This window comes from Sulfuricurvum sp., assembly GCF_028713855.1.
GTDB lineage: Bacteria > Campylobacterota > Campylobacteria > Campylobacterales > Sulfurimonadaceae > Sulfuricurvum.
Genome location: NZ_JAQTNN010000009.1, coordinates 88,588 through 114,268 on the forward strand (window position 1 = coordinate 88,588; position 25,681 = coordinate 114,268).

23 protein-coding genes are annotated in these 25,681 nt (G+C 41.2%); 9 read left to right on the top strand and 14 right to left on the bottom strand.

The genetic code is table 11. The features are described 5' to 3' along the window. Positions 1-85: 85 nt before the first annotated feature. Both ychF and PHI47_RS09605 read left to right on the top strand, forming a co-directional pair. Complete coding sequence (gene ychF / locus PHI47_RS09600) at positions 86-1,186, top strand: redox-regulated ATPase YchF (protein WP_299932750.1); 1,101 nt, start codon at positions 86-88, stop codon at positions 1,184-1,186. 53 nt (positions 1,187-1,239) lie between these two features. Continuing rightward, positions 1,240-1,842 (top strand): hypothetical protein, encoded by a 603-nt coding sequence (locus PHI47_RS09605; protein WP_299932746.1) that lies wholly within the window; start codon positions 1,240-1,242, stop codon positions 1,840-1,842. Here PHI47_RS09605 and PHI47_RS09610 read toward each other — a convergent pair. The 3 genes from PHI47_RS09610 to PHI47_RS09620 are packed head-to-tail and all read right to left on the bottom strand — an operon-like array spanning position 1,826 to position 4,576. Continuing rightward, on the bottom strand, positions 1,826-2,650 hold the full coding sequence (locus PHI47_RS09610; RefSeq protein WP_299932743.1) for a phosphatidylserine decarboxylase: 825 nt from the start codon (positions 2,648-2,650) through the stop codon (positions 1,826-1,828). The two genes, PHI47_RS09605 and PHI47_RS09610, sit on opposite strands and share 17 nt — an antisense overlap. A 2-nt stretch (positions 2,651-2,652) precedes the next feature. Beyond that, positions 2,653-3,744: a tRNA pseudouridine(13) synthase TruD gene (truD, locus tag PHI47_RS09615; RefSeq protein WP_299932740.1), complete on the bottom strand. Its 1,092-nt coding sequence runs from the start codon at positions 3,742-3,744 to the stop codon at positions 2,653-2,655. A gap of 7 nt (positions 3,745-3,751) precedes the next feature. Beyond that, positions 3,752-4,576: a thiamine-phosphate kinase gene (locus tag PHI47_RS09620; RefSeq protein ID WP_299932737.1), complete on the bottom strand. Its 825-nt coding sequence runs from the start codon at positions 4,574-4,576 to the stop codon at positions 3,752-3,754. A gap of 139 nt (positions 4,577-4,715) precedes the next feature. On the opposite strand from PHI47_RS09620, the gene PHI47_RS09625 reads away from it, so the two are divergent. The 6 genes from PHI47_RS09625 to PHI47_RS09650 all read left to right on the top strand — a co-directional run bounded on the left by PHI47_RS09625 (position 4,716) and on the right by PHI47_RS09650 (position 11,289). Then, positions 4,716-5,885 (top strand): diguanylate cyclase, encoded by a 1,170-nt coding sequence (locus PHI47_RS09625; RefSeq protein ID WP_299932734.1) that lies wholly within the window; start codon positions 4,716-4,718, stop codon positions 5,883-5,885. Between the two features lie 199 nt (positions 5,886-6,084). Continuing rightward, positions 6,085-7,797, top strand: a complete 1,713-nt coding sequence (gene sdhA / locus PHI47_RS09630) for a succinate dehydrogenase flavoprotein subunit (protein WP_299932731.1) — start codon at positions 6,085-6,087, stop codon at positions 7,795-7,797. An 11-nt stretch (positions 7,798-7,808) separates the two neighbouring features. Beyond that, positions 7,809-8,786 carry a succinate dehydrogenase/fumarate reductase iron-sulfur subunit gene (gene sdhB, locus PHI47_RS09635; RefSeq protein WP_299932728.1) on the top strand — a complete coding sequence of 326 codons (978 nt, stop codon included), beginning with the start codon at positions 7,809-7,811 and terminating at the stop codon, positions 8,784-8,786. 9 nt (positions 8,787-8,795) lie between these two features. Then, positions 8,796-9,674 carry a CoB--CoM heterodisulfide reductase iron-sulfur subunit B family protein gene (locus PHI47_RS09640; RefSeq protein WP_299932725.1) on the top strand — a complete coding sequence of 293 codons (879 nt, stop codon included), beginning with the start codon at positions 8,796-8,798 and terminating at the stop codon, positions 9,672-9,674. 137 nt (positions 9,675-9,811) lie between these two features. Next, positions 9,812-10,984 (top strand): hypothetical protein, encoded by a 1,173-nt coding sequence (locus PHI47_RS09645; protein WP_299932722.1) that lies wholly within the window; start codon positions 9,812-9,814, stop codon positions 10,982-10,984. Continuing rightward, on the top strand, positions 10,981-11,289 hold the full coding sequence (locus tag PHI47_RS09650) for a DUF167 family protein (protein WP_299932719.1): 309 nt from the start codon (positions 10,981-10,983) through the stop codon (positions 11,287-11,289). Before PHI47_RS09645 ends, PHI47_RS09650 begins: the two co-directional genes overlap by 4 nt. Positions 11,290-11,317: 28 nt before the next feature. On the opposite strand, the gene mog is transcribed toward PHI47_RS09650, so the two are convergent. The 9 genes from mog to PHI47_RS09695 form a co-directional block, all read right to left on the bottom strand. Beyond that, the gene (gene mog, locus PHI47_RS09655) at positions 11,318-11,842 is read right to left on the bottom strand and encodes a molybdopterin adenylyltransferase (protein WP_299932716.1); all 525 of its coding nucleotides are present in this window, start codon (positions 11,840-11,842) and stop codon (positions 11,318-11,320) included. Positions 11,843-11,905: 63 nt separating this feature from the next. Next, a complete protein-coding gene (locus PHI47_RS09660) occupies positions 11,906-12,688 on the bottom strand; it encodes a transposase (RefSeq protein WP_299932713.1) in 783 nt (260 codons plus the stop codon). A gap of 3 nt (positions 12,689-12,691) precedes the next feature. Then, positions 12,692-14,008 carry a hypothetical protein gene (locus PHI47_RS09665; RefSeq protein ID WP_299932710.1) on the bottom strand — a complete coding sequence of 439 codons (1,317 nt, stop codon included), beginning with the start codon at positions 14,006-14,008 and terminating at the stop codon, positions 12,692-12,694. A 1-nt stretch (position 14,009) separates the two neighbouring features. Further along, on the bottom strand, positions 14,010-14,525 hold the full coding sequence (gene bioV / locus PHI47_RS09670; RefSeq protein ID WP_299932707.1) for a pimelyl-ACP methyl ester esterase BioV: 516 nt from the start codon (positions 14,523-14,525) through the stop codon (positions 14,010-14,012). Continuing rightward, positions 14,512-16,173: an AAA family ATPase gene (locus PHI47_RS09675; protein ID WP_299932704.1), complete on the bottom strand. Its 1,662-nt coding sequence runs from the start codon at positions 16,171-16,173 to the stop codon at positions 14,512-14,514. The genes bioV and PHI47_RS09675 overlap by 14 nt, the downstream gene beginning before the upstream one ends. Continuing rightward, positions 16,148-17,395 carry a tRNA (N(6)-L-threonylcarbamoyladenosine(37)-C(2))-methylthiotransferase MtaB gene (gene mtaB, locus PHI47_RS09680; protein ID WP_299932701.1) on the bottom strand — a complete coding sequence of 416 codons (1,248 nt, stop codon included), beginning with the start codon at positions 17,393-17,395 and terminating at the stop codon, positions 16,148-16,150. The genes PHI47_RS09675 and mtaB overlap by 26 nt, the downstream gene beginning before the upstream one ends. Continuing rightward, positions 17,395-19,035 (bottom strand): mechanosensitive ion channel domain-containing protein, encoded by a 1,641-nt coding sequence (locus PHI47_RS09685; protein WP_299932698.1) that lies wholly within the window; start codon positions 19,033-19,035, stop codon positions 17,395-17,397. Before PHI47_RS09685 ends, mtaB begins: the two co-directional genes overlap by 1 nt. Further along, positions 19,032-20,093 (bottom strand): 3-dehydroquinate synthase, encoded by a 1,062-nt coding sequence (aroB, locus tag PHI47_RS09690; RefSeq protein WP_299932695.1) that lies wholly within the window; start codon positions 20,091-20,093, stop codon positions 19,032-19,034. Before aroB ends, PHI47_RS09685 begins: the two co-directional genes overlap by 4 nt. Before the next feature lie 75 nt (positions 20,094-20,168). Further along, on the bottom strand, positions 20,169-21,575 hold the full coding sequence (locus PHI47_RS09695) for a TrkA C-terminal domain-containing protein (RefSeq protein ID WP_299932692.1): 1,407 nt from the start codon (positions 21,573-21,575) through the stop codon (positions 20,169-20,171). Positions 21,576-21,721: 146 nt separating this feature from the next. On the opposite strand from PHI47_RS09695, the gene PHI47_RS09700 reads away from it, so the two are divergent. Then, complete coding sequence (locus tag PHI47_RS09700) at positions 21,722-23,671, top strand: bifunctional diguanylate cyclase/phosphodiesterase (RefSeq protein ID WP_299932688.1); 1,950 nt, start codon at positions 21,722-21,724, stop codon at positions 23,669-23,671. Here the strand turns inward: PHI47_RS09700 and PHI47_RS09705 are convergent. Both PHI47_RS09705 and PHI47_RS09710 read right to left on the bottom strand, forming a co-directional pair. Continuing rightward, positions 23,668-24,411, bottom strand: coding sequence for a TIGR02757 family protein (locus PHI47_RS09705; RefSeq protein ID WP_299932685.1), 744 nt, complete (start codon positions 24,409-24,411; stop codon positions 23,668-23,670). The genes PHI47_RS09700 and PHI47_RS09705 overlap by 4 nt on opposite strands. Then, positions 24,411-25,676 carry an RNA polymerase factor sigma-54 gene (locus PHI47_RS09710; protein ID WP_299932683.1) on the bottom strand — a complete coding sequence of 422 codons (1,266 nt, stop codon included), beginning with the start codon at positions 25,674-25,676 and terminating at the stop codon, positions 24,411-24,413. Before PHI47_RS09710 ends, PHI47_RS09705 begins: the two co-directional genes overlap by 1 nt. Between the last annotated feature and the right edge of the window lie 5 nt (positions 25,677-25,681).

The window sequence follows — 25,681 nt, forward strand, 5'->3', positions numbered from 1 at the left end:
CTCTCCCCTCAGTCCCCACTCAACAACCCTACTGTATAATTGTGCCAATACTTTACGCATCGAAACACTATTAAGGAAACACTCAATGGGCTTATCAATCGGACTCGTAGGACTACCAAACGTCGGCAAATCGACCACCTTTAATGCACTCACCAAAGCACAAAACGCCGAAGCGGCGAACTATCCGTTCTGTACGATCGAACCGAACAAAGCAACCGTTCCGGTTCCTGACATCCGTTTGAATGAACTCGCTAAAATCGTTAATCCTGAGCGTATCCAATACTCAACCCTCGATTTCGTCGACATCGCCGGTCTCGTCAAGGGAGCAAGTAAAGGTGAAGGGTTGGGGAATAAATTCCTCTCGAATATCCGTGAAACCGAAGTAATCTTGCAAATCGTCCGTTGTTTTGAAGATGATAATATCGTTCACACCGAGGGACGTATCGATCCGTTACTTGACGTCGAGATCATCGAAAACGAACTGATCTTTGCTGATATCGAAGTGTTGACTAACCGTATCGAACGACTTAAAAAACAGGCGAAAAACGATAAAGATTCTGCTGTTATGGCAGAATTTGCCGAAGAGTTGGCAGAATTTTTGGCGGAGGGGAACCTCGCTCGTAACTTTCCGAAAGCTAATAGCGAAATGTATGAAAAACTAATGAGCGAAACTCGACTTCTTAGTGCCAAAGAGATCATGTACGGAGCGAACGTCGACGAAGATAGTCTGACCGAAGACAACGAGTTTGTTCAACGTCTCCGTGAACATGCTGCAAAACACGGCTGTGAAGTGATCAAACTTTGTGCAAAAATCGAAGAAGAACTTGTCGGTATGGAAGATGATGAGCGTGATGAATTCCTACGTGATATGGGTGTCGAAGAATCAGGGCTAGAGCAAATAATCCGCAAAGGATTCGATAAACTCGGGCTCATGAGCTATTTCACCGCCGGAGTCAAAGAAGTTCGCGCTTGGACGATTCACAAAAACACTACAGCACCTAAAGCGGCAGCCGTTATCCATAACGACTTCGAAAAAGGGTTTATCCGCGCCGAAGTTATCGGTTATGAGGACTTCGTCGCCTGCGGCGGCGAAGCCAAATCCAAAGAAGCCGGAAAAATGCGTTTGGAAGGTAAAGAATATATTGTGGCTGATGGTGATATCATGCACTTCAGATTTAATGTATAATAATTAAAATTGATGCCTCATATTTTGAGGCATAATGCGCCAAGGAGTAATTTATGCCTCTTCAATACGCCGGTCCAAAACCTCTCATCTCTGCACACGGTATTACGTTCGATCTCAACAAAGAAGATAAATTTGCCTATCTCAGTGTCGTTGCAGAACTGATTCAAGCACTTGACCATAACTATCAATCAGATGAGCGATATACCTATCTTACTATGGCCGATCCGTTAAAAACGGATACGATATTCGATCTTATTAAGAGTAAAGATTCTACCCTCCTCTCTCAGATCGAAGAACGACGATTAATCACTGAGAATGAGATTGCCGATGAATTAAGCAGGGCTCATGAGAACAAAGTTCTGTGCGAAGAAGAGCGTGATGTTCTAGTGCGTAATATTGAATTGCTACGCAATTATCAAATTAGCCGTTCTATCAATAAAACGGTCTATTACTCCGGAATCAATGTCATAGCTAATGAAATCAAACAAGGACATATCGATTATGTCACAGCTCCAATGTTTCCAAAATTTTTCCACGTTTTTCATTCTGTACAAGGTGCTTTGAGTAAACTGCATCCACCCGTCGATAGTACTATTGAAATACGTGAGCACGAGGGGCATTTGCAAGTACGTTTGGATATTATTTCGAAGCATTAATCCTTGCAATTGTCTGTGCAAAGCGGACATTATGCCCAGTCGAGATTCCAAGTTCCAGCATCTCTTTTTCACACAACATTACAATAGTCGATCCCATACGGAAACATCCAAAATCATCGCCTTTGCTCAAATAAAGGTCTTTATAACTGTATTGGCTCGGAGTGAGGACACCGTTAGTTCGTATACGGGGTTCAAAACTCACTTCCATCTCGCCCACATTGAGCGCTCCTACGAGAATCAGGAAAAATCGTTTTCCATCACTGCTTAAACACTCTAACACCACCCTCTCATTTTCGATAAAAAGATTGACCTGTTTTTTAAGCGATGGGATATTAACCGGATAAAGTTTTCCGGGGATATGAACCGTACGAAGAACCTGCATATCGATCGGAGCATGATAACGGTGATAATCACGCGGAGAGAGATAGAAATTGACAAAAGTTCCGTTGTAAACACTTTTTTTTGACTCGGGCGAAATCCAATCACCTAACACGCCATCAATACTGTATCGCATCCCTTTGATTTGCAATGCCAAATCATCTTCGATAGTTCCGCATTCGGTGATAAGCGAATCGCAAGGACTGATCATATCAAGCGGATCATGTGAGAAAGAACGTTTATGCCGAAATTTTCGGGTAAAAAGGGCATTAAGGCTAGGATAGGTTTCGGGTAACTCAAAATCAGACATATCCAGTCCCATCGCTTTGACATAAGCATGGTTGATAGCTGTCTGGAACCTTTTCCTATGCTCTTTGGACGCGAAACGTCCAAACGTTTGGGACAATGCCGAGGTAAAATGTTGCTTCATGATTACTCCTGAGTTTCATCGGTTTGGATTGGGCGTTTGGCGATCTCTTCGATCAATACGGTGGCATAGCACCCTTTTGGAAGGGTAAAATGGAGTTCGAACCAGGCTTCGTTCTCTTTGTACTCCCCCTCGATCTCTTCAGGAAAAATCCATCCGTAACGGCGTGCTCCATCGATACCGCTGGTAATCGTGTCGTACTCTTTTTCGACGCTCTCTGCTAAACCGACGGCACGTGTTGCACGTTTACCGCTGAGAAGTCCGCTGACCGAGATATCACGTTTAGCAAATCGTTCTACTTCCTCGCTGCTCTCATAATGAAACAGTTTTCCGTAAGGATAATGCATCATTACATCACCGTGTAACAACTTAAACGGATGTTTTTGAGCTTTCATAGCTTCAAGTTCTTCTTTGGGAAAAGGCAAAATTCTAGTCAACTCATCAATTCCAAATCCCTCAACGAGTTTGGATATCTCGATACGGCGGCTCAACCAGTCGTTAAATAGATAGCTCTGATACGCATTAATGTAAAATTGAGACAATTTTTTATTGCGTTCTTTAAGCGTACCTGCCAAAATCGCCTCTCCTTTTTTATAATTCTCCCCGTCCAATCCGAAACGCTGAAACCCGAAATAGTTAGGCATCCCCTGCTTTTTAATCATTTTAAGGGCTTCTTGAATTTTCATTGCCGCTGTCGGATTAACTTTTTTAAGACGGATAAAAAAGCGGTTCCCTTTGAGATGACCGATCCGAATTTTGTTGTTATGGTAGGTTTTTTCGAGGATTTTGATCCCTTCGTGCTCAAAACTTTCCAACACCCCCTCAAATTTGCGCGGAAGTGAAATATACTGCTTCGTTTGAGCATTTTTATCTTTTAAACCTGCGTATCCGATATCACGCCCTTTGATTCCCAAATGGTTACTGAAAATATCGATCATTTGCCAGGTAGAAAGATTTTTTTTACGGACGTGGAGAACCAAATGTTCCCCCTCTCCGCTAAAAGGATAAAGAGGTATCTCATCTACGACGAAATCACGCGGTGATTGACGAAAATGAAATTCGATGACGCTGTGAGGCAGATAGTATTGACGTTCCATGAAACTCCTAAAAATGATGTGCTTTACAGCGATTGATATAACTTCCGCGTACAGCGCAAGCCACTGGGGTAATAGCCGTTCGAGTACGCGCCGCAACACGGCGTAACGTTTGCAGTCTGCGAGGAGAAAAAGCGATCAGCATCTCATATTCTTCCCCGCTGCATCCTATTTTTTTAGGAACTTTTTTTGTAAATCGAATTCCCATCCGATTGGCACTGCAAAGTTTCCCGATATCGCTGAACAGACCGTCTGAAATATCCATTCCGCATCGTAAATAGCGACGTGATTGTGAAACAAAAGTTTGACGTAGCACAGGAGCTGCAAAACGGCTTTTGGTATGTGTTTTGCCCCCCGAAAGCAAATACTTCAGCTCTTTTGCCGATTTCCCTATCGTCCCGGTATGGGCAATTATGTCACCTTTCTTTAACCCACGGCGCAAAAGCGGATTGCTTGTTTGGGAAATAACCGTAATCGACAAATCCAGCTTGCTGTTACCGATCGTATCCCCTCCGATGATTTCAATACCGTATTCTGAAGCAGCAGCTTGCAACCCACATGAAAGCTCATCCATCTGATGTAGGCTCATCGAACGCGGCATCGCTACTCCGAGTAAAGCATATTTAGGAGTCGCATTCATCGCAATAGCATCGGAAATATTCACGATCATTGCCTTATATCCGATCTGATACGGTGTCAACCATCGACGTTTAAAATGAACATTTTCAAAAAAAACATCTTTACTGTAAACCCACTCACCGATGCATGCCCCATCATCTCCTATGTGCTTGCGAGAAGAACGAAAGGTAGAAATAAAATAGTTTTCAACATTCACGCCGGCGGATCCACCTGTTTAAATAAAATGTTCTTATTATAAACGAAATCAGATTATGAAACCGTTAAACACTATTATATTGACACCGATATGGTAAAATGTATTTAATTGATTTATATAAAAGGGAGGGGAGATTATCATGATTTCAATTCGAAAAGTTTTTTTTAATCTCAAAGTTGTCTTGATGATCCTAGGTATTGGTGTTGCGGTACTGGGTGTACAACTCTTCCATATTTCACAATACAGCGAACGCTTGGGCGCGTTAAAAAATCAGCATCTATTAATCGATAAAATTATCAACACGGATTTAAGTGATCAAAAAATGGCCGCTATTTTGATCAACGGTGCGGTATCAGAGATCAACCTCTCAGTGAAACTCTCCGGACAGGAAGCCCTTCTGGATGTGTTCGTTAGATCAAACGAAGAACAAGCTTCTCTACTTCGTTCACTAGAAATATCCTCAGCAGCATTTCGTGACACTGCCTTAATATGGGGTGAATCTCTTAGCACTTCACGAGCCTCTGAAAACACTCGCATGATGAATGCACGAGGAGCATTTTTAGCTGATATCGACCGCATGATGGATTACCAGATTCATGTTATTAATGAATCTATAGCCACTGCAAAAATGACCGCTATCATATTATTTTTTTCCACTTTAGTCATATTCTTTCTTTACCGCTATCGTCTCAATCAGATTTATCGAGATATTGATCAAGCATGCTCAATCGATACAGACGGTTCAAAAAAAGAGGCTGCAACGCAAGAAGTTGACTTTATCCTTAAACGGCTATTACGACGATCTTTCCAAAATTCACTTAACCCAACACTGATTCATCCATTGAGCGGGCTTAACAATGCAAAAGGACTTACCGCCCTTTTTAACGCAAAAAAAGCAGGAAAGGGAGGGAATATGGTTTTTCTAGCCCTTTTTGAAATTGACCAGTACGAATTAATTATCAGTACCTTTGCTAAAGAGGATATAGAAAACCTATTTAAAAAGCTCGGAGATATGATTTCTCTTTATGAACAACCACTTGACGTTATTGCGCACATGGAAGATGACCGAATCGCTTTCCTCCTCTCCCGAAACAGCAAACAACTTGCTTTGCAAGAGTGTGAAACAATCGTTCAATCTGTCCAAGAATCCAGTTTTAATGCGGAACTGGGACCGATTAAAATCACGCTAAGTGCCGGTTTTTTACTCAAACCTCCTTCAAAATCTATCGATGAAACAGTGGAAGATGCTGCTAAATTGATTGAAAAAGCCAAAGAAAATGGTGGTAATCGCGTCGCTCAAATACGATGATGTTCTAATTCTATTCGCTATGTCCTACCTTAAAGTGTAACTTTTCCACTCATTATGTGTGGAATAAATCTCCATATTGTTACTATTTTGGACAACAAACCACACTTTCATCCCCTATCCTGTTCTATAATCCTTTTTAATCTTGGACAAGGAGCGGCACGCTATAATCATCCACAGATTTTATGAACAAGGAAGGCGTATGAGTATTCCCATTTATACTTATGATGCGGTTATTGTCGGAGCTGGTTTAGCCGGATGTGCCGCAGCTCGCGAGTTGCAAAAAGCCGGTAAGAGAGTTGCCGTCGTCACAAAACTACACCCATTGCGCAGTCACTCAGGTGCTGCTCAAGGTGGAATTAATGCTGCGTTCAGTGACGCAGACAGCGTTGAGCTTCATGAGTTCGATACCGTAAAAGGTTCAGACTACCTTGCCGACCAAGACGTAGTACAGTTTATGTGTGAAAAAGCACCGGAAACGATCCGTTGGGTTGAGCGTATGGGTGCGGCATTCAGCCGTAACGAAGACGGAACCATTGCCCAACGCCCATTCGGCGGACAATCTTCACCACGTGCTTGTTTTGCAAAAGACCGTACAGGGCTTACCCTCCTTCAAACCATCTATGAACAAGCATTCCGTGAGGGCGTTGAGTTTTGGGATGAGTGGTATGTTGCCGATTTGTTATATAACGACGGAAAAGTGTACGGTGTCAGTGCCTATAACATCCGTAACAGCGAAAAAGCGATTTTCAATGCGAAAGCGGTTATGTTCGCAACCGGCGGATATGCTCGTGCCTTTAAAATCAATTCCAATGCTCACGCAAACACCGGTGACGGTCTTTCACTCGTAGCGCGTCACGGTCTTCCTCTCGAAGATATGGAATTCGTACAATTTCATCCGTCAGGACTTTCCGGAAACGGTGTTTTGATCTCTGAAGCGGCTCGCGGTGAGGGTGGTAAACTCCTTAACTCACTGGGTGAGCGTTTTATGGAAAAATACGCACCCAACGCAATGGAACTCGCATCTCGCGACGTTGTTGCCCGTGCAATCATCCAAGAGATTCGTGAAGGACGCGGTGTCGGTCCACGTAAAGACGCCGTATTCATCGATCTTGTCCATTTGGGCAAAGAGAAAATCATGGAACGTCTGCCGGAACTTCGCGATCTTGCGATCACCTTCCTCGGTCTTGACATGATTAAAGAGCCGATTTTGATCTCGGCAACCGCTCACTACTCGATGGGCGGTATTCCGATGGATAAACACGGTCACGTTCGTAAAAACAACTCTGAATTCGTCGAAGGGTTCTACGCAGCCGGCGAGTGTTCATGTTCATCCGTTCACGGTGCAAACCGCCTCGGTGCAAACTCAGTACTTGAAGCATTGTTATTCGGACGATTTGTCGGTAAAACAATGGTAGATGAAGTGGATGGCATTGCATTGCATCCTGCTACTGAAGCGGACGCCGAACGTATGATCAATGAAATGAATTGGGTTCTGACCAACAATGGCCAAGAATCAGTCTCTGTACTTCGTAACGAGCTTCAGCAGTCAATGACTGACAATGCGGGTGTTTTCCGCAGCGCTGAAACATTGATTGCTCAAATGGAAATTCTAAAAGATTTACGTAACCGCTACCAACATATCCGTATTGCCGATAAATCAAAAATCTTCAATACCGAGCTTCAAGAAGCGATCGAATTCGGTCATATGCTTGATTACTCACTATTTATCGTTGCAAGTGCATTGGATCGTAAAGAGAGCCGTGGAGCTCATTTCCGTGAGGATTTCCCGACACGTGATGATGAGCAGTTCTTGAAACACACGATGGCATACATGGATGAAACCGGTAATGTCACGCTTGATTACATGGATGTAACCCTCGGTCGCCATGAACTCAAAGCACGATCATATTAAGGGAGACTCACATGGATACGATAAAATCGCAACAAGTAACATTTAAAGTTTTCCGTTTCAACGAAGAGACCGATTACCTTCCTTACTATAACACCTACGTTTTGGATGTAACCCACGAAGAGGTGGTTCTAGACATCCTAAACCGCATCAAATGGGATCACGACGGAAGCCTTTCCTATCGTCGCAGCTGCCGTCACGGTATCTGCGGTGTGTGCTCGATCAAAGTAAACGGTAAAGGTATTTTGGCCTGTAAATCACGTCTTTTTGATTTGATTAACGTTTTCGGCAGTGAACTGGTTATTGAACCGCTTAGTACGAAAAGGGTTGTTAAAGACCTCATTATTGATAAAAAAGACTTCTGGGATAAACACGCATCGATTAAACCATATCTCGTCAGCGATATCGAAGAACACCCTGCGTCGGAGCATCTCGTCAGTCCACATGATGCTGAAAAACTTCTCGAAGCCGACTACTGCATCCAATGCGGTGCATGTCACTACTCATGTCCGGCATTGGCGATCAATGAAGAGTTTATCGGACCGGCTGCTTTTGCAGCGGCATACCGTTTCAGCGCCGATGTTCGTGATGAGGCTTCGTTAGAGCGCTTGCACATTGTCAATGAAGAAACTCAAGGGGTTTGGGATTGTGTCAAATGTATGGAGTGTGCGCAAGTATGTCCGAAAGAAGTCAACCCGATCGAAAAAATTACCAAACTTCATAATATGGTATTTGAAGCCAACATTGCTAAAAACAATGTCGCTACCCGCCATGCCGTCGGTTTTGCCCACTCGATCGAAAAACACGGTTTGCTCGATGAGGGTGAACTGGTACGTTACTCTGAAGGCAATTTCGGCGTAATGAAACATATCCCTGAAGCGATCGCCATGTTTAAAAACGGCAAAATCGTTATGCCGTGGAATATGCCGAAATCAAAAAATCTGGATGAAATCAAAAAATTGATTAAATCTTCATCCACTGTGAAATTTTAGGAGCTGATTATGGAAAAACTAAAATACGCCCTCTACACCGGATGTACGGCGCGTGAAAGTACGCCGGAGCTTCTAAAATCGACAATGGCAATTGCCGACAAGCTCGGAATCGAGTTGGTATTATTAGACGAAGCAAGCTGCTGCGGTGCATCTCACCTCCAAGATTACGATGATTTTTTATCCCTCGTACTCAATGCACGTAACATCTGCTATGCGGAAAAACTGGGTCTTACAATGGTTACCATCTGTAATACCTGCCAGCTCAACACAGCAATGACCAAACACCGTCTCGATACCAATCCGGAGTTAAAAGTGAAAGTAAACGCTAAACTCGCAGAAGTTGGCTTGGAGTATAAAGGGACATCCGAAGTGACCCACTTCCTATATGCCCTTATCCAAGATTACGGTTTGGAAAAATTGGCGGCTAACGTGAAAGTACCACTCAGCCAATTCAATATCGCTCCGTTCTACGGATGCCACAACATTCGCCCTTCAGAGCTTCAAAATCTCAGTAACGGCGGAGAAAACCCTTACAATCCGACTTCACTCGATGATCTTATCATTGCGTGCGGCGGTGTCAATGTTAATTACGAAGAGAAAAACAAATGCTGCGGCTTCCATGCCGAACTTCAGTCACCGCGTACCGCAGCGATCTTAACCGGTAATGCAATTGCAGGGGCTATGGATGCCAATGCGGACTGGATGGTTACACCGTGTCCGTTGTGTCATCTCAAACTCGACGTTCAAAATCACGGTGCTTCTAAAGCACTCGGTCGTGAAGTACACCTTCCTGTATTGCACATGCCTCAAATGGTCGGTCTTGCACTCGGATGCACTCCTGTAGAGCTAGGACTTAACCACCACGTTACCAAAGTCAATTTCGTTTAATATTCTTTCCCCTTGGGGAAAGGACCACTTTCCTTCTTTTCTTTATATTTCCGCTTCCTCTGTACTCGTTTTAATACGTTTTTCACTGTATCTTAGCTAAAATTTTATCACCTGATAAGCGGATCAAAGGCAGATATATGATCGACTCAGTATGTAGTATTTCTTGCAACACCATACAACCAACCTCTTTAGTCACAGTGGACTTTCAAATAAAAGATAAGACATTTAACATTTATTTTAAAAATGATGAGAGCAATCTTCTTTCCGGTAATACAGAAGCTTTTATAGCTTGCGCACTTTTACCCAGCATGAAAATGGGTGGAGGGAAAATATCTACCAATGGCAAAATCACTACCAAATTTATCTCAGGATTATCCACGATTCAAGATATTTACTGCGTTTGGGAGCCTTCTTTTAAGAACATTGAAGTCGTAGGTTCAACATATCAAACAACTGTTTCTTTCACACAAAAGAGAGTTGGTGCCTTTTTCACCGGAGGCGTCGATTCTTTTTATACTTTTTTAAAGCATCAAGAGGAGATAACCGACTTGATCTTTGTACATGGCTTGGATATTCAGCTCGAGGATACCGTACTAAGAAATAAAACATCAGAGATGATCCGTAAAGTCGCTAATGAATTTGGTAAAAATGTTATTGAAATTGAAACGAATATCCGTGAACTCCTTAATTTCTATGTAGATTGGGGAAAGCTCGGACATGGACCTGCCCTTGCAGCAATAGGGCATCTTCTATCTCCAACGTTACACCGAATTTATATACCCTCAAGCTTCACCTATAAAAATTTATTTCCTTGGGGATCACATCCTATTTTAGACCCGTTATGGAGTTCGGATAGTCTTGAATTTATCCACGATGGTTGTGAAGCGACACGAGTGAAGAAAGTTGCACTTATTGCAAAATATGACATTGCTATGAACAGCCTACGGGTATGCTGGAGCAATCCTGAAAGCAGCTTTAACTGCGGGCGATGCGAAAAATGTATCCGGACAATGATCAATCTTAAAATAAATAATGCACTAAGTCGATGTACTACATTTACTGAAGCGTTAGATATTAAACAAATTGTAAAAATAGTTGCGCATGATGTGGGTACACGTGCTTTTATACAAGAAAATCTGGATGAGCTCGAAAAAAATCAAACTGATAATGAACTAAAAAAAGCTTTGATTTATGTTCTAAACAAACCAGAAATGCCCTATCTAAAACGTTTTAGACGGAGGATAAGGGGTGCTGTCAAAGAATGGATTGCCTCTTTATTTCAAAAAAACTTACAGAAGGTCTGTTTGTGAAAGCCAAAACACTTGCCAATATTTTTTATCAATGGGAAGGAGATATTTTAGTGCTCAATATTTTGGGAACTCCAAGTGCCAAACGAGATGCTATAGGAAAAGTTAAAGGGAATCAGCTCAAAGTAAGCGTGACCGCAGCACCCGTAGCGGGAAAAGCAACCGATCATATGGTCCGCTTTTTAGCAAAAGAGTTCGGCGTATCCCCCTCGGATTTTGAAGTGGTATACGGACGGATGAATATCAACAAACAGCTTCGGATTAAAGCCCCTAAACAACTTCCGTCATCGATAGAGTTTTTATCTTAACTCTGTTTATTTACACATTAATACCAAGTTACTGTTTTGGTCGAAATGCCTTGATAATCTCTTCATTACACTCTAAATACGGTCCCTCAATCAGATCAATGCAATACGGTACAGCCGGAAACACCGCATCCAGACACTCACGGATCGATTTAGGTTTACCGGGAAGATTAATAATAAGACTTTTACCACGAATACCGGCAGTTTGACGAGATAGAATCGCGGTAGGGACGTATTTAAGGCTAACCTGACGCATTAATTCACCGAATCCCGGCATCATCTTCTCACACACATTTTCGGTTGCTTCAGGGGTAACATCACGCTTTGCAGGACCTGTCCCACCGGTAGTGACCACAAGACAGCACCCCTCAACATCGCACAACTCCATCATCGTCTCTTCTATCGTGTATTGATCATCGGGGATACAGCGATACACAATCTCATGTTCCGATTTTAGATAGTCTTTCATAGTGTCTTGAATGGCAACACCAGAGATATCTTCATAAATTCCTGCACTGGCACGGTCTGAAGCGGTAATAACACCTATTTTGATCATTGTTTTTCTCCTGTTTTTATTTCATCTAAGTTAGTGTGGAAATTTTGGTTTAGGCAGTAATAGTCATTCAAAAACTCCATAAAATCTTGGAAATGAATATTTAATCTCGCCTATACTATTTTCCGATACTAAAGTGTTAGTCCCATTCGGAAGTGAGGCTTTAGCCTCGCTATTGTTTATCTCATCTATTTTCAACGGATTATTTTTAATATATTCATACACCACTGAAAAATGTTTTTCATCTCTGATTGCCTTATCGTAATAATCATCAGCCCAGAATCTACCATTTTTACCTAAAATCTCATTAATTTTTTTAGCACTTGTACCTTTAATCTTCTGCATAACCTTACTCAAATTTTCCAATGGTTTAAAAAGAATATGCACATGATTATTCATAATACAAAATGCAACAAGCTCATACAGCCTTTTATCATTACTGATTAGAAAGTCAAATAAATATTTCAAAACATCATCTTTAAGGTAAGCTCCTTTGATAGATATATCCAAATATTCATCGATCTTTTGTTGTTTTTCTTTATTGCTCATAGCGGGACTAAAGTCCCACTTCCGCACAAATTCATCAACACTCTCAAATGTTCTAAATGTCACAAACTGATAATACCCTTTCAAATCAATATGTGGCAAATGAGTAAATTTTCTCGGAAGTGGGGTTTTAACCCCGCCTACTACATGACTTTCCGACATTGAAGTGTCAGTTCCAATTGTATGTGAGACTTCAGTCCCGCCTATATTGTTGTCACTTCGGAGGTGGAACTTTAGTCCCGCATAAGCTTCCTCTTGCATCTCTTTTTGCGAGGCTAAAGCCTCACTTCCGTTTTTCATCATTGCCTATTTTCTCGTATCTTTTCTAACTGCTGTCAAAAATTGATAATATAAATATCCTAAAGACACCTTATTTAATACCATAATTATGTATGAATTATTAAAATCATTGATACTTGATAAAATATTAATGTATTTAAAAATGCACTCAAATTGAATTTTATTGAGAATTATTAAATCATTTCCAAGAGATAAATTCGTACAAATACTAATTATGAAGATCCAAAATAATGATAAAAACCAATTAGTTGAATAATTAGAACTGAGCCAATGAAAAAATGACACAATACCGTCAAGTAACGAGTGTTTCCAAATATCATTTCTATATCTTGCTAGTTCTAATGTATGATAATAATTTGCTTCTATTTTATTACCAATCTTTTCGAAATTATATTTGATAATACGATATGTTTCCCGTGATGTATTTTTTCTGGATTCTTTACTTTCAAGCCCATTTATTCCAAAAAAATTAATCTCTTTATCGCCGCTCGTATAATCTAAATTCAATCCTTTATTAAATATTGAGCCTCTAAATGAGACAAACTTTTCAAATATAATGTATTCAAATTTAGCTTTTGTATTAAAAATACACTTGTCAAATAATGCAAAGCCTTTATAGGTTATTTCACTTAAATCAAACTCTTCTTGAAAAGTAACCTCATTAAATTCTGACAATACTTCAAAATCAACATTTTTGATTGCTATGATATTTATTTTAGTCTTATAAATTGTAAAGTCTCTTTTAAAGGTAGAGTCTATAATCGTCATTTCATTAATTTCACAATTATTTAGCTCAATTTTATTAATTTCGTTATCCAAAATTTCTGTTTTTACCAACTGTAACATCTTTATGGAAGTTAAATTTAAATCAATATGGATAATTGTAATATCATTTAACAAACTAATTTGTTCAAATTCACAATTTTGAAAATTTCTAGCTAACAAATGAATATGATAGATCTTTGAATTTTCTATATAAACGTTTAGCTTACACTCATTAAAGAGTATATGCCAATCTAAGTTAACATTTTCATTCCAAAACTTTATATGACATTTGTCAAAGATAAAGCTTACGAAATATGTACTGTTTATTTTCTCTATTTCAGAATATATATTTTTAATTTCATCATTGATAGAAATAAAAGAATCAAAATTAGTATTTGAACAAATAATATCAATTTTTTTGAAAGTAGAATCTATAGTTGGAAACTGATGAGCATTTAGCGGTACTTGATCAAATATATTTATATCAAAATTCAATTTTGAACAATTAGATTGTTTTTGAATTATTTCAATGACTTCATTTTTCAGATTTTCATCCATTTCACAGCCCCTCCTGTAAAAAATGGTTGGCTCTTTTAATCGAGGTAACCGTGGCATACGGAAGGAAAAAGTCCCGTGCCCCTGAAACATCGATCACCTCATCATTAACTCCCAAATAAACTTCTATTGCTGTCCCTTTGGCACATATCCTATCCATCAGATCGTGAGTCCACTCAAAATAGAGCAGCTCTCTCAACGATTCGGCATCATTATCACCCAAGTTCATCGGCGCTATAGGATACGGTGCAAAACATCTGGTTACAAAATTTTCCAGATAGTGTTCGGGATCTTTGAGGTATCCCCCCATCTGAAGCCGTTTGAACGACTCTTTTTTGGTTTGGAAAAAAGCGGGAGAAAAAAGTTGTAGCGTATCGATCCGCTCGTAAGCTTCTGCTGCATACTGCGCGGCCTTAATTGCTCCATAGCTGAATCCGGCTACCGTATACTCACTGTGTTTCAGATAGTTTTCGAAAAAACTCTGATCATTTGTGAGGGCAAATCCGCTATAAAATCTCATTCATCGTTGCTTTCGCAAGAGCTTTGGATATATGCTCATACTCATCTAAAATTGTTTCAAATTTTGAAACTACTTTTTCATGCCGCTCTAACAAAGCACTCATCTCATTATAAAGACGCTCAGTAAGATTTGCTTCATCCTCATGAGTAGGTTGGATAGTACTTCCCATCCCGTAGTCATATACCATCGCATGTATCAATTCTTTTGCCACACCAAGGTCGTGAGAAGCATTACTCGCATGTTCCCCAAAGCGTAAATGCGATGCTGCAATCCCTGCAAGATGTACTCGTACATGTGCCTCGATCTCATGACGCAACTGCGGCTCAGCGGTAGGAGGGGTGATCGCATCATTAGTGAGCGTAATTTTCTCGTATGGAAGATCAAACCATGTCGCGGCAAAAACTTTTCCGGCCTGATAACGGACTTGATAGCGTCGTTGTTCATCACTCAGCATTGCGATTTTCTTTTTCCCGAACATCACTTTGTCTTTCACCGCTAAAAAGTGTTCCTGCTTCACCTGAATCTCGTTTTGTCGCATACACAACAATGCCGCTTCATTCACCAATGCCGCAAGTGAAGCCCCGTTAAATCCGACGGTCATTTTCGCAACATCACTAATAGAGAGTTCATGAGGGATCGTACGGAGATATTTGTTCAAAATCGCTTCACGCTCTGATGCGGTGGGAAGTTCTACAAAAATACGGCGATCAAACCGTCCGGCGCGGAGCAACGCGGCATCCATAACATCGATGTTATTGGTTGCTGCGATTACGACAATCCCGCTCGTATCTTCAAACCCGTCCATCTCGGTAAGGAGTTGATTGAGTGTCCCTTCGCGTTCGTCGTTACGATCACCGCCCCGCTTTTTACCGACAGCATCGATTTCATCGATAAAAATGATGGATGGAGCATTTTTCTTGGCGGCGTTAAAAAGCTCACTCACCCGTTTAGCTCCCATACCAACATAAATCTGTACAAATGAGGCACCGCTTTGATAGAAAAACGGCACATCCGCTTCGGCAGCAACCGCTTTGGCGATCATCGTTTTACCCACGCCAGGAGGTCCTACAAGTAAAACTCCACGCGGCATACGTGCACCGAAACTGTAATAGCGTTTCGGATTGCGTAAAAAGTCGATAATTTCTTCGAGTTCCTCTTTAACATCGCCTATACCTCCGATATCGCTGAATCGTACGGTTGATTTAACCGGAGTGACATTGGAAGATGTCGCTTCAGGCTCAGATACCGCTTTTACAACGGTCGTCTCTGTCGGTACATCATCCTCAAATCCGAGTTTGCTTTTCCAAGCCCAATACCCTGCTCCACCGATTAGAACGAAAAAGGCGAAAAACCAACCCCATCCGCTCCCCCCTTTGGGTTCAATGATGAGATGAGATGTCAGCTCACGGGGCAACTGCGATGAAGCAATTTTTACGACCCCATTATCTTTTGTTGCAAAATAGGTATATTCTCCCTCACTAAACGCTTTTTCGATTTGGTTATTTTCAATTAGTTTGCTAGCTTGATCAAGGGTGACTACATCTGCGCTATCACGCAATAATGCAAAAAGAAGCAGGACGATAACAATCCCGCCGGATGCCGCGAGAATAAGTTGATTACGATTAAAATTTGGCCATGTTACATTCATCGTCTACCTCATATGTATCCAGTGTGATCCAGTCACCGCTGAGATCTTCACTGCTTTTAATTATGACTTTGTTGTAAAATTGATCATATCCGACATTTCTGCCCGCTTCACTCGACTCAACCAATACTTCCAAAGGTACAGAACTCATCTTATCACGAAAAGCACGATTATTCGTTTCGATAATGCCCGTTAGCTCGCTCATTCTTTTGGCCGAAACCGTTCCGTTTACTTCAGGTTTCATGGTTGCACTCGGGGTTCCATCACGCTTGGAATAGGTGAATGGGTGAATATGGGTAAGATGAAGTTCTCTAACATTTTTCATCGCTTCTTCCCAAATCGTATCACTCTCTCCGGGATGACCGACAATAAAATCAGTTCCGAGGGCAAAGCCTTTAGCATTGAGTATACCGAATAATTCTACATCGTTGGCAAATCGGTTACGACGGTTCATAATGCGAAGCATTGCATCCGAGCTGTGTTGAATTGCAATGTGTAAATGACGTTCCAACCACGGCTCATCCAGAATCTCCCGAAACGACTCATTGATTTGTATCGGTTCCAATGATCCGACCCGTATTCGTCGAACCCCTCGGATCAATGACATTTTTTTCATGAGTTCTGCAATATTACGTCCCTCACCCTGTCCGTAACTGCCGACATTGGTTCCGGTCAGGACGAACTCACCGAATCCGTTGGAGGCAAGTCGTGATACTTGCTCAAGTATTTTAGCTTCATCCATGCTTCGGGCATCACCACGCACAAAGGGAATAATGCAGTAACTGCATCGGAAGTTACACCCCTCTTGGATTTTGATAAACGCCCGTGATTTTCCGACAAATTCATCAACAATCGCATCATCGATGTAGTTCAAATCCCCTATCTCATAAAACCGGCTCTCTTGTGAAAGGAGTGTATTGATTTTCATCTTTTCGGATGGTCCGAAAACCCCCTGCACTTTTCCGGTATTAAAAAGACTCTCCCCTTTGGTATGAGCGCCGCACCCGGTCAAAAAGAGTTTTTTACCCTGCTTCTCGATTTGGTTAATGTAGCCGCGTACACTGACATCGGCTCCATTGGTCACGGTACAGGAGTTAACGACAACGATATCGGCCTGAGTTTCATCTTCTGTCACTTCATAATCACTCAAAGCACTCATCATTACTTGCGAATCAAACAGATTGGTTCGACAACCAAAGGTTTTAAAATAGACTTTTTGTTTCATTATTCTTCAATCGGCATAGGAGATTTAGGGGAAGCTTGCGAGGTATAAATCATTTGTGTCGGATAAGCGATGGTAATATCCGACTCGGCATTAAAGGCATCAATAATTTCCCCCGAAATAGTACTTCGAAGCGTTAATGTCGCATAGGCATTGGTTAGATACCATGCACTCACTTTCATTCCGTTTGGCTCGATAAAGGTGAATACCCGAGGTTCAACATTGCTGTTCTTAAGACTGTAGCGATCGCGAAGTTTATTGATCTGCTTACGGGTAATATCGGTGTAGCCTTTGGAGTATTTTCGGCAGATCTCTTTGACAAGATGTGCCGCTTTTTTGTGGTTGGAATCAAAGGTAATGATGATGTCGATCCCGTCCCACACCGTCTTGAGCGAACCGTGGGTATAGTTGGCAATCATCGAGGTAAAAATGTAGTTGTTCGGAACAAAAATAATCCTACCTGCACGGCGATTCGTTTCAAGCGTCGTGAACGTAACATCTTCCATGAGAGTAATACGCTGCAATGAGACGTCTAATACATCCCCCAAATAAATCATTCCGTCTTTCTCGAAACGGACACGATCACCGACATGTATCGTTCCGCCGACGACAATAACCAGCCATCCTAAAATGGACATAAACCAGTCGCGCATCGCGATAGCAAGACCTGCAGAAGCAAATCCGAGTACTGTAGCCAAATAACCAACGTTTTCAATGTAACTGAACATCAAAATTAAGACGATGAGAGTAACATTGACAAAGGTCAGTATCTTATTCGCCGTATAAAACCGTTCATTATCAACGATATAGCGTTTGATAACCCGTTTGAGTAAAAACGATAGTACAAACAAGATAAGGATGATCAATCCGATATTGAGCAGTTTGTAGATTTGGTCTTTGATCTCTTTGTTGATTTTTGCTTCGGTTGATTCAATCCGTTTTTCGTACACATCGGCGGTGGAAATCAACGTATCAAGAGCAAGTTTGAATTTCTCTACCTGAAGCAGCGTTGCTTCCAACTCCACTTCGTAATCCCCGGCTGTGTTCAGACGGATCATATCTTTGTACAAAGCAACTTGGCGTTCTAAAAGGGAAATAAGCTCTTGCAGTTCCTCTTCGCGTAAGACATAATCATGGTACTGACTGTTCAGCCGTTTGATATACGAAAGGCCGGTAACAATTTGAAAAGGGTTTGTAATCGAGGGGAGTGTACCTGCTTCATCAGGTTTAAGCAAGGAGACGAAAGGTGATGTTCCCTGTGCTTTGAGAAGTTCCACCTGATCGGTTAAAATCTTTTGTTTAGCCTGAAGCGCTTCCGTCTCTAATTTGCGCTCGACACTCGGGGCACGGTCTTGAAGCTGTTCAATGCGAAATTTAACGTCGCGAAGACTTTTACGTGTCTCTTGATACGCCATATACGAGTTGTAGCTTTTTATCCAGATACTGCTGTCACGTGCAAGTTCTTTCTGGATTTTTTTAAGTTCGTCCTGCGTATTTTGTAACTCAGCCTTTTTTGCCGAAGCGTCGAGCTCAGCCTGGAGTGCTTTTTCCTCTTTTTGTTTCAATTGTTCTTGTTTTGTCACAGCATGTAACGCTGTCGTAAAGGTAAAAAATATGAGCAGGAAGGATAATGCTAATTTCATGCGTTCTGGTTCACACGATGATAAGTTGAAAGAACTTTTTTTACTATTTCAGGTTTAACAGCATCCGTAATCTCAACATCGCCGATTCCACACGGGAGGATGAACGTGATAACAGTGTCCGCACTTTTTTTGTCCAAGAAAAAGGCTTGATAAAATTTTTCGACATCTGCAATGTCATACGAAAGCGGCAAGCCGTATTTCATAAGAAGCTCTTTTACTCGTGTCGCTTCATTTTGACTCATCAGTCCTGCTTCACAGGCTAGATCATTGGCCATTACCATACCGATTGCAACGCTCTCACCGTGTAAATACGTTTCGTATTTTGTTTCGTTTTCAATCACATGACCAAAGGTATGCCCGTAATTGAGTGCGGCACGAAGGCCTTGTTCTTTTTCATCCTCTTCAACAACACCAGCTTTGGTCTCGACTGCTTTGGTAATAGCATATTGAAGATTATCCCCTTCACGCAAATCGTTCTTCTCCAGCCACTCGAAAAACGATGCATTGAAGGTTACCGCCATTTTGACGATCTCCGCAACACCCGCTCCGAATTCACGTGCAGGAAGAGTAGTTAAGAAACTCGGATCAATATAGACGGCACGCGGTTGATGGAACGCACCGATCAGGTTTTTACCAAATCGATTATTTACTCCGGTTTTCCCTCCGACACTCGCATCCACTTGAGAAAGAAGTGTCGTAGGGACTTGGATAAAATCGATTCCGCGATTGTACAAACTCGATGCAAAACCGCCCATATCTCCGATAACACCGCCGCCGAATGCAATCAGAAGCGATTTACGGTTGAGTCGGTGATCGAACATACGGTCTAAAATAAACTCAATTGTCTCAAGCGTTTTGTACTGTTCACCATCGGGAATCGTAATAATATAAATCTCTTTTGCCTGTAACCGTGAAAGGAGTGTTTGCAGATGCAGACCTGCAACTTTAGGATTGGTGAGGATAGCGACCTTCCCCTCATGGGATATAGTTGGCAAAGAGCCAATATATATAGAATATGAATCGTCAATTACACGTTTGAGATTGATAGAGAGCATCATGAAAAAACCTGCTGAATAAAGTTATACGTAATGGCTAAATGATACAAAAATGTGACTTAAAAGCCTCTGTAAGCTTTAAATTTGTGTAGGAATAAAAAGCTGATGGTAGCGGCCTAATTTTCGATAAAGGACCTCGGGATCAGTCGAAAAAAAGGCACTGACAGGGTTCATAAACATTTTGGAGGTGAACGGCAAAACATGGAGAAAATTTTCTCGATCACGCAATTCCCGAATAGGATTTGTCTCTTGTTTCGATACGTGAATTGATTTTGAAAAAATTGCCGAAAGGTTATTAAAATGCTCTATTACTTCACTCTTATGGGCGCCTTCTTCATTCGTATAATCTATCAATTCCAAATTAAATCCAAACTGCGAAGAAACGTCAAAAATGGTTGTTGAAATGTTTTCAATATGTCCTTCATCACTCAAAATAACGACACTTTCACTCAACGATGAGAAAGAACGTTCAGCGAGTTTCAGTACCGGCACATTTCCGGCAAAGAGTTTTTTACGGATGGAAAGTGATCCGAAAGCTCTATGAGAAACCAAAAACAGACCAATATGGTATTTTTTAATATCGCTAAGAATCATCCCCTCATCCGGCTTTCCGTCATAACATATTTCAATCGTTACATTACCCTGAACGGAGGCTTTAATCATCCGTAAAACATCAATATCGCCCGGATTGATTACCTTAATAATAAGAGGCTGACGGAGCTTTTTTTGGATGTAGACACTGCGTCGAACCAACGCCATAATCGAAGATGCTTTTTCAATACTCATATCAATATAAAGATAAAGTTTAGATCCAAAAGGAGCCGGAAACTGCCCAAGCTCACGCTTAATCGCTCGATAAATCGATCGTAGCACCGTAGGATCTCCAACTAATACCAACGTATCGTTCGGCTGAATCATTTTATTGTCACTGGGAATGATTAACTGTCTATTACGATAAATAGCGGCGATTTTCCAATTTTTTTGTTCAATCGAACCGATATGACGATAGACAAACGAACTCCCGAAGGGAACCAGGACTTCCATAATTTCCCCGGAGCCTAAACCGATATTTTTGGCCAAAACGGGGATATTTGGGAGATAATCGATCAAGTTTGCGGCAATGAGTTCTTGCATATTAACCCACTCAATATCATCATCGGGACTGGTTGCATTCCACAGATCCAATGCAATAATTCGAATAGAGGGTTTATACGTTCGGATATTTTTAATCGTATGTTCCAAATCGTTTATGTTTTCCATCACCAAAACAACTTGCCAGAAATCCATTTTTAAAAGATTAGAAATTTTATAGAAACTGGTCGTATCAAATTGAAAAAACTTGAATCGTGCAGGATTAAATCCTTGAAAATCATTCTCTTGTGTTTGGACAATGTAATAAAGATTTTCACTGGTATAAGTACCGATAACGCGTTCAATATAATGGTGACCGATAGCTCCGTCACTGATGATTAATATTTTTTTCATTACCGTGCAAACTTCTTATATTGCTTAATTTTAGGATGAGATTGTACCACATTTACATACTGCGTAAAAAAAAAATTTAATATGTGCCCTATTATTTTTTTTGATTTAAATATGATACACTTCTTTGTTATGAAGTAGGAGTTTAAATGCAACTTGATGCTAAAAAGTTTTTTTTCGCATTTTTCTTTTTTATTGCAACCTTGATCGCATTAGGTTATTATCATTTTGATCATGAGCAAAAACTGATTAACCAAAATATAAATTCTACTCTTGAAAAAGCTGTTATATCAGCGAATGTTGTCATCGGGGATCATTACCACGATAGAGTACTAACAACATCTCCCTCTGCCGTTGAAGATGCGGATACCATCAAAGCTCTCACCGCTTTAGCCCATGCCCAGGGGGTTGAGTATATTTATTCATTGGTTTTAGATAATACCGGAAAACTTCGATTTACCTCCAGCAGTGCCCGAAATCACGAACTCGTCAGCGGTCAAAATTTAACCCGATTTTTTGATATCTATCCGGCCAATTCCGATATGATCAAAGCCCTTAAAACCAATCAGATTGTCTGGGATATGAAAGAAAAATCGGATCAATGGGGGAAGTTTCGCAGTCTATTTATCCCTTACACCACCCCTTCAGGCTATCGCTACATCATCGGTGCTGATATCGAAGTAGGCTCTATTCAAAAACTATCTAACGCGGCGGCCTTTAAAGCAATCGCGACTTCACTCATTATTTTTTTAGGAGCATTACCGTTTTTGCTCATCTATCGCAACACATTGGAAGGTACTGCAACATTTTTACGAGCTAAAGTCCGTTCCGCCACCGATGAACTCCGTGAAGTAAATGAAATACTCGAGACCAAAGTAGAAGAAAAGACCAAACAACTGATCTCTCAAAGTTTCGAAGATCCTCTCACTGAACTCCCGAACCGTCATCGTCTCCAATACGATATGGATCGCTATACCTACAATGCCTTAATTATTATCAACCTCCATAATTTTCGAGAAATCAACGACTTTTTCGGCTTTTCGATCGGGGATGATCTCCTTCGGCAAATGGGGCATTGGCTTAAAACAGTTGATCTTAATCCGTACCGCCTGAGCGGGGATGAATTTGCCATCCTTATCGACGAAGAATTGACCCAAGAAGCACTTATAGAACTATCTCATCGTCTGCTCAACCGTCTAATTGATCACCCATTTAGTGTCGGTGAAGAGACCGTCTCCCTTAGTATCACTATAGGAATTGATGCCGAACCGGAAATTTCTCTCGCTCATGCCGATATCGCATTGCATCAAGCCAAAGAGAAGAGTAACCATATCGCATTCTACAGCAGTGAAAATCATGTTGAAGAGCAATATCAAGCTAATATCGCGCTCACGGCAACCATTCACAAAGCACTCAATTCGGGACGAATTACCTGTTTTTACCAGCCTATTGTCTCGACCCAAACCGGACGAATCGAAAAGTATGAGACCCTGGTCCGGATGATTGATGAAGCTGCCAATATTATTCCTCCACTTGATTTTCTTAAAACCGCACAAAAAACCCGTCTTTATCCCCAAATTACTCGCACGGTCATAGAGCATGCCTGTAATACGTTTAAAGATAGAAATGAAGAATTCTCGGTTAATCTCTCAATCCGTGATATAGAGGACCACAATACCGTCCGTTTTATCGAAGAGATGATAGTAAAGACTGATACCGCACATCGTATTGTCTTTGAAATATTAGAATCTGAGGGGATTGATAATTTTGATGCGGTGATCCATTTTATCCATCGTATGAAAAGATTGGGAGCCAAAATTGCTATTGATGATTACGGTACAGGCTATTCCAGTCTTGAAAATATTCTCCGCCTTGATATTGATTACATTAAAATTGACGGTTCACTGATACAAAATATCAATAACAATCCAAAACACGCAATAGTCCTTGAATCAATCGCTGATTTTGCTTCTAAACTCGGGATTAAAACGATTGCTGAATTTGTCAGTTCCGAAGAGTTATTTCAACATGTCAAAACCATCGGTATTACCTATTCTCAAGGATACTATACCGGTAAGCCTGCTGCTTTAAGCCTTTAACCTAATTTTTCCTGCCCGATACGATAAAGAGCAAAATCGTATTTGAGGGGATCAGAGGGATCGAATCGCTTGAGCGTCTCTGTGAGTTCGAGTGCGGCTCTCATATCGCACTGTTTACGATTTAAAAGCCCCAATCGATGAGACACATTAAACGTATGGGTATCCAAAGGCATAATCAAATCACTTTTTTTCACGCCGCTCCATAATCCCATATCTAAACTGTCATGGCGTACCATCCAGCGTAAATACATCATCCAACGTTTCATCGCTGAAGCTTTGGCAATGCTTACGATCGGTTTGCCAATCAAAAATTCATATCCCCTGGAACGGTACGGATTTAGTTCATAAAGAGCTACTATCAAGGTATTTATCCCTTCTAATAGAGAATTTTCACCGTATCCTCGCATAAAGACCTTTTCAGCCCCCCCAACCGCTTTGAGTTTTTGTAACGTACAAAACCATTGAATAATATCTTCGGTATTTTGGAAACGATAATATTTGCCTTCCAGCCTTTTGCGTAAAAAAGTTTCTTCCAAATCATATAAATCATCGTTAAAAGAAGCTAAAAGAGCAACGATAGCCTTGGCACTGCCATAGGCGAATAAAGCACATGTGAGGGCGTGATGCTGATCCATTGTTCTACGCGCAATCATCAGAGGGTCTGGTCGTTCTTCGCACAATTCGTCCACACAGTTACGAGCTTCTACCTCAGCATCCAAATACGCTTGTATCTCTTTCACTATCGACCTAAAAGATAGAGTTGCTTACGCTCGCTTGAACCGGCGATATTGAGTTGTTTGCGATACTTGGCAATGGTACGTCGAACCATAGTGATTTTAAATTTATCCTGGATCATTTCCAAAAGCTTCATATCGCTCAGCGGTTTTTTATGGGATTCATTTTTGACCAATTCTCCGACATATTCTTTGATCGCAGCATTAGAAACATCCTCATCGATAGCCGTGGTAAAGAAATCTTTCATCGGATAGATACCGCGATCGCACGCGATGTATTTGTTCGCAATTGCACGGGAAATAGTGGAAGGGTTATGACCGAATTCATCAGCTAATGTTTTAAGCGTCAGCGGTTTGATGGCACCTCCGGTAAAAAAGTCATACTGATATTCGACAATCATCAATCCTACTTTATACAATGTCGCTTTACGCATCTCCAATGCATCAATAAGGCTTTTTGCCTCTTTGAGCTTATCACGGACAAACGGATGATCGACCCCATAGGCCGCGTCGATAGTTATATCAGGATAGTAACGATCATTCAACCGTACCTCAATCCCCTCTTCAGGATCGTTATGAATCATTAGGTCGGGTATTACCTGCATTGAATCTTCCAGATAGTCGATTGCAGGAGGGTTCTTGAAACTTCCGATAATCCTCATCGCTTCCTCAAATGCAGACTCTTTACGGTAACGCCCGAGTTCTTCTAAATGGGTAATAATTTCTCGTGCAAGGGTATATCCTTCATCACTGATTACTGCGGATTCAAGTTGAAATAAAAATGACTCGCTGACATTTCGTGCACCGATACCAACGGGTTCCATATGGATGAATCGAAGACGAATTTTTTCAAATTGATCGAGAGTAATCCCTTTTTCGGCACAAAAGAGATCACAGTCTCCCTCATAATAGCCCCCCTCATCCAGATTCTCGATAATATGAGTCGCCACTACACGCGATATCGGCGTCGGAAACAATGAAGTATCCATCTGTTCTTCAAGTACTTCATACAAACTTTTGTGCTGAATGGTTAGGGCTTCAATCGCCTCGCTGTGCGAATTTTGGACATAGCCGTATTGGATTTTTTTCGGGATTCTTAACTCAAAAGACTCTTCGTATCCCGATTTGACATCGATGAGAGGATTTCCCTCAACAAACGGAGCCATCGCTTCACCCAAGTCGCTGAGGCTGGATTGCAAAATCGGCAACCAGTTACGGAGGGTATTGGAAAGCTTATTTTTTAGCTCGACGCTTGTTTTAACCCGTAACATGGACG